Source organism: Anoxybacillus sp. PDR2 (assembly GCF_009834045.1).
In the GTDB taxonomy this organism is placed as follows: domain Bacteria; phylum Bacillota; class Bacilli; order Bacillales; family Anoxybacillaceae; genus Anoxybacteroides; species Anoxybacteroides rupiense.
This window is the reverse complement of sequence record NZ_CP047158.1, coordinates 2,433,897-2,446,100: the sequence shown is the minus strand read 5'-3', so window position 1 is coordinate 2,446,100 and position 12,204 is coordinate 2,433,897. Positions and strand designations below refer to the sequence as shown.

General features: G+C 44.0%; 13 protein-coding genes. All 13 read left to right on the top strand.

Translation table 11 applies throughout. The features are described 5' to 3' along the window. Positions 1 to 117 precede the first annotated feature (117 nt). Positions 118 to 453, top strand: coding sequence for a nucleotide pyrophosphohydrolase (locus GRQ40_RS11695; RefSeq protein ID WP_044742276.1), 336 nt, complete (start codon positions 118 to 120; stop codon positions 451 to 453). Beyond that, positions 426 to 1,253 (top strand): 4-hydroxy-tetrahydrodipicolinate reductase, encoded by an 828-nt coding sequence (dapB, locus tag GRQ40_RS11690; RefSeq protein ID WP_159720051.1) that lies wholly within the window; start codon positions 426 to 428, stop codon positions 1,251 to 1,253. The genes GRQ40_RS11695 and dapB overlap by 28 nt, the downstream gene beginning before the upstream one ends. A gap of 13 nt (positions 1,254 to 1,266) precedes the next feature. Continuing rightward, positions 1,267 to 1,689: a methylglyoxal synthase gene (gene mgsA, locus GRQ40_RS11685; RefSeq protein WP_044742278.1), complete on the top strand. Its 423-nt coding sequence runs from the start codon at positions 1,267 to 1,269 to the stop codon at positions 1,687 to 1,689. After that, positions 1,679 to 2,392 carry a bacillithiol biosynthesis deacetylase BshB1 gene (gene bshB1 / locus GRQ40_RS11680; protein ID WP_159720050.1) on the top strand — a complete coding sequence of 238 codons (714 nt, stop codon included), beginning with the start codon at positions 1,679 to 1,681 and terminating at the stop codon, positions 2,390 to 2,392. Before mgsA ends, bshB1 begins: the two co-directional genes overlap by 11 nt. Continuing rightward, positions 2,389 to 3,525 carry an N-acetyl-alpha-D-glucosaminyl L-malate synthase BshA gene (gene bshA, locus GRQ40_RS11675; protein ID WP_159720049.1) on the top strand — a complete coding sequence of 379 codons (1,137 nt, stop codon included), beginning with the start codon at positions 2,389 to 2,391 and terminating at the stop codon, positions 3,523 to 3,525. The genes bshB1 and bshA overlap by 4 nt, the downstream gene beginning before the upstream one ends. Continuing rightward, a complete protein-coding gene (locus GRQ40_RS11670) occupies positions 3,522 to 4,739 on the top strand; it encodes a CCA tRNA nucleotidyltransferase (protein ID WP_159720048.1) in 1,218 nt (405 codons plus the stop codon). Before bshA ends, GRQ40_RS11670 begins: the two co-directional genes overlap by 4 nt. Continuing rightward, entirely contained in the window at positions 4,697 to 5,686 is a 990-nt protein-coding gene (locus GRQ40_RS11665) for a biotin--[acetyl-CoA-carboxylase] ligase (RefSeq protein WP_159720047.1), read from the top strand. Before GRQ40_RS11670 ends, GRQ40_RS11665 begins: the two co-directional genes overlap by 43 nt. A 241-nt stretch (positions 5,687 to 5,927) precedes the next feature. Next, positions 5,928 to 6,764, top strand: a complete 837-nt coding sequence (panB, locus tag GRQ40_RS11660; RefSeq protein ID WP_066145391.1) for a 3-methyl-2-oxobutanoate hydroxymethyltransferase — start codon at positions 5,928 to 5,930, stop codon at positions 6,762 to 6,764. Continuing rightward, positions 6,764 to 7,615, top strand: coding sequence for a pantoate--beta-alanine ligase (panC, locus tag GRQ40_RS11655; protein ID WP_066145387.1), 852 nt, complete (start codon positions 6,764 to 6,766; stop codon positions 7,613 to 7,615). The genes panB and panC overlap by 1 nt, the downstream gene beginning before the upstream one ends. Before the next feature lie 16 nt (positions 7,616 to 7,631). Then, entirely contained in the window at positions 7,632 to 8,015 is a 384-nt protein-coding gene (gene panD, locus GRQ40_RS11650) for an aspartate 1-decarboxylase (protein WP_044742285.1), read from the top strand. A gap of 229 nt (positions 8,016 to 8,244) precedes the next feature. Beyond that, entirely contained in the window at positions 8,245 to 10,959 is a 2,715-nt protein-coding gene (dinG, locus tag GRQ40_RS11645) for an ATP-dependent DNA helicase DinG (protein ID WP_159720046.1), read from the top strand. A 575-nt stretch (positions 10,960 to 11,534) separates the two neighbouring features. Beyond that, positions 11,535 to 11,705: a YpmA family protein gene (locus tag GRQ40_RS11640; RefSeq protein WP_080862420.1), complete on the top strand. Its 171-nt coding sequence runs from the start codon at positions 11,535 to 11,537 to the stop codon at positions 11,703 to 11,705. Positions 11,706 to 11,719: 14 nt separating this feature from the next. Then, complete coding sequence (locus tag GRQ40_RS11635) at positions 11,720 to 12,199, top strand: cell wall elongation regulator TseB-like domain-containing protein (RefSeq protein ID WP_080862421.1); 480 nt, start codon at positions 11,720 to 11,722, stop codon at positions 12,197 to 12,199. The last annotated feature ends 5 nt before the right edge of the window (positions 12,200 to 12,204 follow it).

The following is a 12,204-nucleotide window of genomic DNA, read 5'->3' as shown; positions in this document are numbered from 1 at the left end:
AGTCATTAATTATAAATTATAGTGGAAGAGGAGGACTTGAGCAACGAAACGCAAAAATATTTGTCAAAATGGCTGCTTTTAGCTAACATGAAAGCATGAAAGGTGGGAATCAACGATATGTCGGAAAAAACGATCCAGCAATTGCAGAAGGAAGTTGATGATTATATTGGCCAATTTAAAGAAGGCTACTTCAGCCCGCTTGCCATGCTGGCTAGGTTGACTGAGGAATTAGGGGAATTAGCGAGAGAAGTCAACCATTATTATGGAGAAAAGCCAAAGAAAAAATCAGAAACCGAAAAGACGATCGAAGAGGAGCTTGGCGATTTATTATTTGTCTTGATTTGCTTTGCGAACTCCCTTCAAATTGATTTAGAAAAAGCGCATGATATGGTGATGGAAAAGTTTCAGACAAGAGATCAAAACAGATGGACAAGAAAGGAAGAGAAAGAGTGAATAATCCAATTAAAGTAGCAGTGGCAGGCCCGCGAGGACGGATGGGACGGGAAGCGGTAGCGCTTGTGCATCATGTGGAGAATTTTCAGCTTGTGGCGGTGATTGACCGCATCCATGATGGAAAGGACTTAGCAGAGGTAGATGGTTTTAACGGCATTCATGCGCCAGTGTATACGGATATTGAACGCTGCTTTCAAGAGACAAAGCCGGATGTTTTAGTTGATTTAACGACTCCGGAAACGGGCAAGCGCCATACTGAGATCGCGCTTCGCTATGGGGTTCGTCCTGTAGTGGGAACGACAGGGTTTAGTCAAGAAGAGATTGAGCAATTAACAAAGCTGGCGGAAGAAAAAGAAATGGGCGCGATTATTGCACCGAATTTTGCAGTGGGTGCCATTTTAATGATGAAGTTTGCTCAAATGGCCGCCAAATATTTTACTGATGTTGAAATTATTGAGCTGCACCATGACCAAAAGCTTGATGCTCCGTCTGGAACAGCTGTAAAAACAGCACAGCTTATTTCGGTGGTGCGACCAACTAAAAAGCAAGGGCATCCTGATGAAAAAGAGACGCTTAAAGGTGCTAGAGGAGCCTCTTATGACGGGATTCCGATTCACAGTGTCCGCCTGCCGGGGTTGATTGCGCATCAAGAAGTCATTTTCGGCGGAAATGGACAATCATTAACCATTCGTCATGATTCGTTTCATCGCGGGTCATTTATGTCTGGAGTCAAGCTATCAATCGAAACCGTGATGAAGCTGCAAACGCTTGTGTATGGCTTAGAGCATATTATTGAATAGCGGGGGTGTCAGCGTGAAAATTGCCTTAATCGCGCATGATAAAAAAAAGGCGGATATGATTCAGTTTGCGACAGCTTATCAAACGATTTTAGCAAAGCATGAGCTGTATGCAACGGGAACAACGGGTTTGCGCATTATGGAGGCAACCGGTTTGCCTATCCATCGGTTTTGTTCGGGACCGTTAGGCGGAGATCAAGAGATTGGCGCTATGGTTGCACGCAATGAAATAGATATGATATTGTTTTTCCGTGATCCTTTAACCGCCCAGCCTCATGAGCCGGACGTCAGTGCTCTGCTTCGGTTATGCGATGTCTATAATGTGCCGCTGGCCACTAATATGGGGACGGCCGAAATTTTAATTAGAGGGCTTGAGCGTGGCGACTTCCAATGGCGGACTATTATTCATGAGAGAAAAGGTGACGAAAATGGAGCGTGAGCAACTTGATATACTAGCATTTGGCGCTCATCCAGATGATGTGGAAATCGGGATGGGGGGAACGATCGCCAAATATGCGAAGCAAGGGTATCGAATCGGCATTTGCGATTTAACCTTGGCAGAGATGTCGTCTAACGGAACTGTAGAACGGCGGCAAAAAGAAGCGCAAAAAGCAGCTGAGCTGCTCGGAGTTGCGGCAAGAATCAATCTTCATCTGCCCGATCGGGGCTTATATAAAACAGAAGAGGCTATTCGCTGTATTGCCGCTGTTATTCGCCAGTATCGTCCACGAGTCATCTTTGCACCGTATTGGGTAGATCGTCATCCCGATCATGGAAATTGTGCTTTTCTTGTCGAAGAAGCGATGTTTTCAGCTGGGATTCGCCGTTATGAGGCAGGAGGGCTGCCGGCACATCGTGTGTTATCGCTTTATTACTACATGATTAATAGTTATGAACGGCCACATTTTGTTGTTGATATTAGCCATACGATGGAAACAAAGCTGGCGAGTCTGAGAGCTTATGCAAGTCAATTTCAAAAAACAGCTCAGTCGGTTGATACGCCGTTAACCAATGGCTATATCGAAACCGTTGAAAGCCGCGAGCGGTTATGGGGAAAGCAAGTCGGAGTGCTGTTTGCCGAAGGATTTATGACGAAACAGCCGCTCGTCATTTCAAATGATTTGCTAGGAGAGAAACAATGAAGCTAAAAATAGGAATTGTCTGTTACCCAACGGTTGGCGGATCCGGTGTTGTCGCCACAGAATTGGGAAAATTGCTGGCGGAAAAAGGACATGAAATTCATTTTATTTCTTCAAGCATGCCCTTTCGCCTAAATAAAGTATATTGCAATATTTATTATCATGAAGTAACAGTCAATCAGTATTCCGTGTTTCAGTATCCGCCATATGATTTGGCATTAGCAAGTAAAATTGCTGAAGTAGCCAAACGGGAAAAGCTGGATGTGCTGCATGTTCATTATGCGATTCCACATGCGGTTTGTGCGGTATTAGCCAAGCAAATGGTTGGATACGATGTGAAAATTGTGACGACGCTTCACGGGACGGATATTACTGTTCTCGGATATGATCCGTCGTTAAGCGATATGATAAAATTTGGAATTGAACAATCCGATTTGGTTACGGCTGTGTCAAATGCGCTTGTTAAGCAAACTTACGAGCTACTTGATGTTCAAAAGGATATTCATACCATTTATAATTTTGTTGATGAACGCGTGTATCATAAAAAAGATGTTAAGCATTTAAAACAACAATATGGAATAACAGAACAAGAAAAGGTCATTATCCATGTGTCCAATTTTCGCAAGGTGAAGCGTGTTCAAGATGTTGTGCATGCCTTTCTGCATGTTCGCAGCCAAATTTCTGCTAAACTACTGCTCGTTGGTGATGGACCAGAAATGACCGTTGTGTGCAGATTAGTGCGGCAACTAGGATTAACAGAAGACGTTCTTTTCTTAGGAAAACAAGAAAATTTAGAAGAACTTTATTCGATGAGTGATGTCAAATGGCTTTTATCGGAAAAAGAAAGCTTTGGACTTGTTTTGCTTGAAGCAATGGCTTGCGGAGTTCCGTGTGTGGGCACAAACATTGGCGGCATTCCTGAAGTGATTGAAGATGGCAAGACAGGGTTTCTATGCGAGCTTGGCAATATCGAAGAAGTAGCTGAAAAAACGCTACAAATGCTGACAAACGAAGATTTGCATACATATATGGCTGAACAAGCGCTTAAAGCTGTTTATGAAAAATTTCATTCGCAGCACATCTTACAGCAATACGAAGATGTTTATTTTTCGTTGATAAAAGAGGTGAAGCGATGAAAGAACCGTTTCAACGCGCGCTTGGCATTATTCGTAAACTGAAGCAACATGGATATGAAGCTTATTTCGTAGGCGGTGCGGTTCGCGACTATTTGCTAAATCGTCCGCTTGGCGACATTGATATTGCCACATCCGCTCTTCCCGAAGAAGTGATCAAGCTTTTCCCAAAAACGATTCCCGTTGGTTTAAAGCATGGAACCGTTGTTGTGTTAAACGACGGTATTCCATATGAAGTGACAACCTTTCGAACGGAAGGTACGTATGAAAATTATCGTCGTCCCGAGTCTGTGACATTTGTCCGTTCCCTGCGCGAAGACTTGCAAAGGCGCGACTTTACGATGAATGCCATTGCGATGGACGATCATGGAACACTATACGATCCGTTTCATGGGCAGCGGGCGATTTCTGCTAAAATCATTTGTACCGTTGGAAAGGCGAGCGAGCGTTTTTCTGAAGATGCTCTTCGCATGATGCGGGCGATTCGGTTTGTCAGTCAGCTCGGTTTTGCGTTAGAAATGGAGACGAAGCAGGCGATTATTGAACATGCTTCGCTGTTGGCGCATATTTCGGTGGAAAGAATAACAGCCGAGTTTGAGAAATTGATGGCGGGCCCATTTGCAGAGAAGGCTTTCTCACTGTTAGAGGAAACAGGATTATATGTGTATTTGCCGGGACTTCGTGAAAAAAAAGAGCCGTTAAAAAAGTTGGCGCAATATGATTGGAAAGCGTTGTCCTCTTCGATGGAGCGCTGGGGATTTTTGTGCTATTTGCTGTTAAGCGATCAAGAATCTTCCGCTTTTTTGCGACTTTGGAAGCTGCCTAACCGGCTAATGAAGGATGTGCAACATATTTTGCGCATTCTGCCCCTCATTCGCTCACATGATGATTGGAAAAAAGAGCAGTTGTATGAGTTTGGGCTTGATTATGCTTTAGCGGCAGAAACCATTCGTTCCCTTATTGATATGGAAGATGCTTATAGCAATCGCCAACGGCTCGTCGCTCTCTTTGCTCAATTGCCCATTAAAAGCAGAAGTGATTTAGCTATTACCGGAAAAGATATCATGGGATGGATGGGACGTCCGGGCGGTCCGTGGCTGGCAAATATTCTGAAGAAAGTGGAGCAGGCGGTGATTCAAGGAAAAGTAGAAAATGACAAAGAGCGGATAAAGGAGTGGCTCATTTCATGCAATCTGACACAAGAAAAAAATTGCTAGAATTATTTTCTGAGGCCAATGGCGATTTTATTTCCGGACAAAAAATCAGCGATATTCTCGGCTGTTCGAGAACCGCCGTTTGGAAGCATATTGAAGATTTGCGGAAGGAAGGATTTGAGCTTGAAGCGGTGCGCCGCCTTGGATACAGAATTGTGAGTACGCCTGACAAAATTACAGCCAATGAAATCCGCCTTGGTTTAAAAACAGAGGTGTTTGGACAAACGATTTATTTTGAAGAAGAAGTGACCTCTACACAAAAAATGGCTCATCAGTTGGCACATGAAGGAGCAAAAGAGGGGACGATTGTTGTCGCTGAATTGCAGACGGCAGGGCGCGGCCGAATGGATCGAAAATGGTTTTCGCCAAAAGGGACAGGAATTTGGATGAGTTTAATTTTAAGACCGCCGATTCCGCCGCAAAAGACGCCACAGCTGACGTTGCTGACAGCTGTCGCTATTGTTCAAGCTATTCAGGAAGTGGCGGGGCTTGTTCCTGATATTAAATGGCCGAATGATATTTTAATCAACGGCAAAAAATGTGTCGGCATTTTAACGGAGCTGCAGGCTGATCCTGATCGCGTTCATTCTGTTACGATTGGAATGGGAGTGAACGTCAATCATGAACGCGATCAATTTCCTGAAGATCTTCGCGGCATTGCCACATCATTGGCGATTGAAAAGGGAGAAAAAATAAAACGAGCTCGTCTCATCCAGGAAGTACTATTAAAAATGGAAACATTGTATCGGCAATATTTGCAGCATGGTTTTTTGCCGATCAAGCTGCTATGGGAAGGATACGCTATAAGCATTGGTAAAGAAATTACCGCTCGCACCTTGAACGGAACGATCCGTGGTTTCGCGCGCGGCATTACAGATGAAGGCGTATTAATCCTGGAAGACCATGATGGAACGATTCATTACATTCATTCCGCCGATATTTCATTGTAGCAAAAGTGTTCGAATTTTGTTAAAATATAGATGGATGTACAAGGGCAGTATCTTTTAGCGAAGAACTGCACCATGAAAAATGTGTCAGTGTTGTCAATGTGATCTGCCTTGATCCGCTAAAGGACTGGGACAGAGGGATGAACTCGGCCGATACAATCAACATCCTTCTTCTCAAGGTGGGGAAGAAGGTTTTTTTATTCGGAGATTCATCTCCTCTGCAAACAAGGAGGAGGGATATGCCATGAAAACAACCAGTGATTTTTTGAAGATGAAGAAGACAAACGAGCCGATTGTGATGCTGACAGCGTATGATTTTCCGTCAGCAAAGCTTGCGGAAGCTGCTGGAGTAGACATGATTCTTGTCGGCGATTCGCTTGGGATGGTTGTGCTCGGATATGATTCCACCATTCCGGTAACAGTGGAGGACATGATTCATCATACGAAGGCAGTGCGGCGTGGAGCCATGAACACGTTCATTGTCACGGACATGCCGTTTATGTCTTACCATCTGTCGAGGGAAGAAGCACTTCGCAATGCTCAGCGCATCATGCAGCAGTCTGGAGCTCATGCCGTAAAAGTTGAAGGGGCCGGCGAAGTCATAGAGGTCATTCGTGCCCTGACTGAAGCAGGTGTTCCAGTTGTTGCCCATTTAGGTTTAACTCCGCAATCTGTCGGGGTGCTTGGTGGATATAAAGTGCAAGCGAAAGACGCTGAAAGCGCTCGCAAACTTTTACAAGATGCAAAATGGTGCGAGGAGGCCGGAGCGGTCGCTTTAGTTCTCGAATGCGTGCCAAAGCAGATTGCCGCCGAAATTACTAAGCAATTAACCATTCCCACTATTGGAATAGGAGCAGGTAATGAAGTAGATGGACAGGTGCTTGTCTATCATGATGTGCTCGGATATGGAGTAGAACGGGTACCTAAGTTTGTTAAAAAATATGCCAATATTGAAGAAACGATGCAGCATGCCTTGACAAGCTATGTGACGGAGGTAAAGCTTCGGCAGTTTCCTGAACGTGAGCATATGTTTACGATGAAAGAAGAAGAATGGATTGCACTATATGGAGGAAAGCAGTAATGATGATCATTCAAACGATCCAAGAAATGCAGCAAAAAACAGCCCAATACCGTCAGCAAGGAAAGTCCATTGGCTTTGTACCGACAATGGGGTATTTGCATGAAGGCCATGCTGCCTTGCTGAAAAAAGCGCGAGAGGAAAATGATATTGTTGTATTAAGCGTGTTTGTTAATCCATTGCAGTTTGGGCCAAATGAAGATTTCGACCGATATCCGCGCGATATGGAGAGAGATGAAAAGATCGCCAAAGCGTCAGGGGTGGATCTATTGTTTTATCCATCCGTGACAGAAATGTATCCGCGGCCATTAAGCGTGCAGGTGGCCGTCAAGGAGCGCGTTGATGTATTATGCGGAAAATCAAGACCGGGGCATTTTGATGGCGTGGCTACGGTATTAACGAAACTATTTCATATTGTCATGCCGACCCGTGCTTACTTCGGGATGAAAGATGCGCAGCAGGTAGCAGTGGTTGATGGACTTATTCGCGATTTCCATTTTCCGATCGAGCTTGTTCCAGTTCCGACTGTTCGCGAAGCGGACGGGCTAGCGAAAAGCTCGCGCAATGTGTATTTATCTCCGGAAGAGCGAAAAGAAGCTCCTGCCCTGTACGCGGCATTGCAAAAAGCGAAGCGGGCGATTGAAAATGGCGAGCGCAATCCATCGGCTATTTGTGCTCTTGTTGAAGATTATATTCAAACTTATACACATGGTATCATTGATTATGTTGAAGTATATTCTTATCCAGATTTGCAACCGCTTCAGAAAATATCTGGAAAAATCATCATTGCGCTTGCTGTCAGGTTTACAAATGCGCGACTCATTGATAATATAACTCTTGATGTGGAATCGTAATGTTGGGGGGACAATCATGTTTCGTACATTAATGAATGCAAAAATCCACCGTGCGCGTGTGACGGAAGCGAATTTAAATTATGTTGGAAGCATCACGATTGATGAAGATATTTTGGACGCGGTTGGCATGGTAGCAAATGAGAAAGTACAAATTGTTAATAACAATAACGGCGCACGTTTTGAAACATATATTATTCCAGGAGAACGGGGAAGCGGTGTATTTTGCTTAAATGGAGCGGCTGCTCGTCTTGTGCAAAAGGATGATGTCATCATCGTCATTTCCTATGCCCTTATCCCAGAGGAGAAAATTGCGGCGCATCGTCCGAAAATCGCGATTATGGACGAGCATAATCGAATTCAGCAATTAATGGTAGCCGAACCAGCTCATACAGTGATGTAAGATGAAGCTCAAGCTCAAGCTCAAGCTTTCTAAAGACAGAACCTCTCATGTTTAGGGAGAAAAGTAATGGTTCTGGCTTATTATAAATGTTTGGCCAGGATAGAGATTCGATCCGTTTGTATGGATATAAAAGCAGGGAGACGGGGATGCTACCGCTTTTCCTGTCATAAAAAAGGGGGCTGTTTCTCAGTAGAGAACGCCCCTATTATTGCGCGATTGAGGTGAAACGATGGATGAACGGTTTGTAGTCATAGACCTAGAAACAACAGGGAATTCAGTGAAAAAAGGGGATCGAATTATTCAAATCGGGCTCGTCGTTATTGAAAATAGACAAATAGTCAAACGGTTCTCCAGTTTTGTTAACCCGGAATGCAGCATTCCACCTTTTATCCAGCAATTGACGCAAATTGGTGAGCAAATGGTGCGCCATGCGCCGCTTTTTTCTGAACTTGCCCCGACAGTTGCTGCACTATTGAAGCAATCGTATTTTGTTGCCCATAATGTTGCATTTGATTGGCCGTTTTTGCAGGAGGAATTGAACAGAGCGGGAGTTTTTTTGCCGGAGCCGCCGATGATTGATACGGTTGAACTTTCTCGAATTTTATACCCGAGCATGGAAAGCTATAAATTAAGTGATATGGCGAAGGCATTGCATATTCCCCATCAGCATCCTCATCAGGCGGATAGCGATGCGGAGGTTACAGCCCAATTATGGCTCGCTTTACTTGATAAATTGGAGGCGCTGCCGGTCGCGACATTGCGGCAATTGTGCCGTTTATCGCGCGATATGAAAAGCGATGTCCATTCGATTATGGATGCGATGCTGGCCCAAAAAATAACATCCTTGCATGATGACCAATATAGTTACTACCAAGGAATCGCATTGCGAAAACCGTCTCCTCTTCCTCAAAAAATTGGAGAGTGTCCCGTTTCCTTTCGAGAATGGTTCACCCATACGGAGACGCTTCCTTTCCGTGATTACGAACATCGACAAGGACAATGGGACATGATGGAAATGGTTTATGAGGCCCTCGATACATCACAACATGCTTTAATTGAAGCAGGAACTGGAATTGGGAAATCGTTGGCCTATCTTATTCCGAGTCTTTACTTTGCTCGGCAATATCAAAAGCCTGTTGTGATTAGTACATATACGCTCCAGCTAGGCCAGCAGCTGATGGAGCGCGATATTCCATTGCTCCAAAGTATCGCGTCGTTTCCATTTCATGTCGCGCAATTAAAAGGGAAACGAAATTATCTTTCACTTGAAAAATTTGTTCACTTTTTGCATAAACCAAACAAAAACTACGATGAAGTGCTAACCAAATGCCAGCTGCTCGTTTGGTTAACAGAAACGGAGACAGGCGATGTTGATGAGCTTCAGCTATCTTCGGGCGGCCAACTGCTTTGGACCATGCTGCATATGGATGAGGAAAAAGAAGAAGCGGAGTATGATTTTTTCCAGAGGGCGCGCCAGCGAGCCAGTAAGGCCGACCTGATTATTACCAATCATGCGTTTTTATTGCAGGATCTGAATTCTGATAAGCCGCTGTTTCCGCCATATGAGCAGCTCATTGTTGATGAAGCACACCATCTTGAGGATGTTGCTTCTCAATACTTTGGCCAGAGCGTTGATTATGTAGCTGTTCGATTATTATTAACTCGCATCGGAAATGGTCATGATGAAGGATCCTTCTTTCAGCTTCGAAAACGGCTTGAACAACAAGCCTATTTTATGTATTTTCAGTCTGTGTTAAGCGACATTGAATTGGAATGTGATGAATGGTTTCGCATGATCCGGCAATACGTGCTGCGAAAACAAACGAATTCCAATGCCGTGCGGCTGCGCTATCGCTTTCATCCAAGCGAAGAGAAAGGGAGACATTGGAACGCTATTCGTGAGTTGCTTTGGCGGCTCTGTCATCACACCTCCGAGCTGGCAGAGAAGGCGGAACAGCTGAAAATGCTCGACCCTTCGCTTTCCTCCCTTTCGTTCTTTACAGATGTGACGGTACTGAACGACATGATTCATGGTCTGCGCTTTTTGCTTGAAGATACGGATTCGAAGGTGGTTCGCTGGATGGAGGCGGATGTGAAAGGGGCCGCTAATGCCACTGCTATTTATGCACAGCCGATTGAGCTTGAAGAATTTTTTGCTGAGCGGTTGTTTACAAGAAAGAAAAGTGTTATTTTGACATCGGCAACCTTAACAACGGACCATTCATTTGCTTATGCAATCTCACAGCTTGGGTTAGAGGATTTTTATCCCATTTGTCGCATGATTCCATCTCCATTTGATTATAAGCGCCAAGCAAAAATTATGATTCCAAGCGACTTACCGTCTATTGTAGATGTGTCGCTTCCAGAGTATGCCCATGCTGTAGCTGAACAATTGCTAGAAATTGAAAAGCAGGTCAAAGAGAAAATACTGGTATTGTTCACATCATATGAGCTTCTGCGAATGACGGCTGCCATTGTGAAAGAAAAAAATGAGGACGAAACACTGGTGTTGCTTGCTCAAGGAATTCAAGGAGGAAATGCGGCAAAGCTCACAAAGGCCTTTTTACAATTTGACCGTGCCATTTTATTTGGAACGAGCAGCTTTTGGGAAGGGATTGATTTACCTAGGGAGCAGCTATCTTTTATTGTCATGGTCCGCTTGCCATTTGCTCCGCCAGATGACCCTGTGATAGAAGCGAAAAGTGAGCGCATTCGCGCCAAAGGCGGACGGCCGTTTTATGATCTGTCGCTGCCTCAGGCGATCATTCGTTTTAAGCAAGGCTTTGGCCGCCTCATTCGTACAGCAACTGATTCCGGAGTGCTATTTGTATTGGATCGCCGTTTAACCACTGCTTCTTATGGAAAATATTTTGTAGGTTCGCTTCCCCCCGTATCTATTTATGAAGCACCGCTAGAGCAGCTTTTGCAAAGCTTGAAAAAATGACAATGCTAGATATGGGGTTCGGTTTATTTTCGCTCGTCAAATGGTTAAACAAGGTTGTTTAGGCCTGCGTTACATGGATACATCACGAAAAAATTTGAATGGTGATGGCCGTTAAAATAGTATACAGATAATGGATGAGTGTTGATCGTGTAAATAGAGAGCAAATGAGCAATCTATAGGTAGGATAGCGGAATAGAGCAGCGTCGCTGGATCTTGTCGCATGTAAGATGAAGAGGGCTTTTATAAAGATATGGTGAGGAACCATTGAAAGTTTTTTGATCGTTTGCTTTTCGATCATCAGATAACGAACACGGATGAAAGAGCATTTCCTTTGCCCAAAAAGATCGGGTAGCTTTAATGAGAGGAAGCCTAATTGTCATTTAAATCCCGCATCGTATATATACACGATGCGGGATCCATAAGATGTAGGTGGGGGAATTTTTTTATGAAATTGTCCAACGAACCTGTTATAATTATGGAAAGGTACAACACAAATTTGTTGTATGTATAGTGTAGCCACGCCGCTCTGTTCCTATGAGTAACAAAATTTGTGGCATGGAGGAGGAAAATGTGAAATGGAAAGTAAAATCGAGGTGTTAGCCACTGTCAAAATTCAGCACTCACCCGATTTATATAAAGTTGTTGACTGCTTGAATCGAACGCTGAAAAGGCAGAACTTAATGTTTGGATTGGCGCTTGATGAAAAAGATCAAAATAAAGCGGTTTTTACGATTTACCGTACATAGAGAAGTGGTTTGTTATGAAAAAGTGGGGTATTTTATGCTTTGTTGTGCTATGTATTTTCTTTTGGCAAGCTGCAAGCGTTTATCACACAGCGATCGGACAGAAGCAATCGCTGATGGAAACAGCAAGAAAGCGAGCGATTGAGAGAGTGGCCTTTGCGCGTATCGATCAAGTTTATACATATTACGGTGAAAAGACCTATATTGTATTTATGGGTGATGATCGTAAAGGAGCTCGCAAAATTGTTTGGGTTCCGGAGAAAAGTGGAAGCATCGTGGTGAAAGACGCCAAGAGCGGAATTACACAGGAAGAAGCCATCAAAAAGTTAACAGCGGAACGAAATCCGAAAAAGATTGTTTCCGCAAAGCTTGGCATGGAAAAAGGAGTGCCTCTTTGGGAGCTGACATATATTGATCAAAACAATCGTTATTCTTTTTACTACCTCAGCTTTAAAGACGGTGCTTTTTTGAAAAGATATAGCTTTCAACAATCATGAAGGGG

Excerpts from the sequence above, each read along its gene's own strand:
- panD (WP_044742285.1), top strand. The coding sequence starts at position 7,632 with ATGTTTCGTACATTAATGAATGCAAAAATCCACCGTGCGCGTGTGACG.
- panC (WP_066145387.1), top strand. The coding sequence starts at position 6,764 with ATGATGATCATTCAAACGATCCAAGAAATGCAGCAAAAAACAGCCCAA.
- bshA (WP_159720049.1), top strand. The coding sequence starts at position 2,389 with ATGAAGCTAAAAATAGGAATTGTCTGTTACCCAACGGTTGGCGGATCC.
- dapB (WP_159720051.1), top strand. The coding sequence starts at position 426 with ATGGACAAGAAAGGAAGAGAAAGAGTGAATAATCCAATTAAAGTAGCA.
- bshB1 (WP_159720050.1), top strand. The coding sequence starts at position 1,679 with ATGGAGCGTGAGCAACTTGATATACTAGCATTTGGCGCTCATCCAGAT.
- GRQ40_RS11640 (WP_080862420.1), top strand. The coding sequence starts at position 11,535 with ATGGAAAGTAAAATCGAGGTGTTAGCCACTGTCAAAATTCAGCACTCA.
- dinG (WP_159720046.1), top strand. The coding sequence starts at position 8,245 with ATGGATGAACGGTTTGTAGTCATAGACCTAGAAACAACAGGGAATTCA.
- GRQ40_RS11670 (WP_159720048.1), top strand. The coding sequence starts at position 3,522 with ATGAAAGAACCGTTTCAACGCGCGCTTGGCATTATTCGTAAACTGAAG.
- panB (WP_066145391.1), top strand. The coding sequence starts at position 5,928 with ATGAAAACAACCAGTGATTTTTTGAAGATGAAGAAGACAAACGAGCCG.
- GRQ40_RS11635 (WP_080862421.1), top strand. The coding sequence starts at position 11,720 with ATGAAAAAGTGGGGTATTTTATGCTTTGTTGTGCTATGTATTTTCTTT.
- GRQ40_RS11695 (WP_044742276.1), top strand. The coding sequence starts at position 118 with ATGTCGGAAAAAACGATCCAGCAATTGCAGAAGGAAGTTGATGATTAT.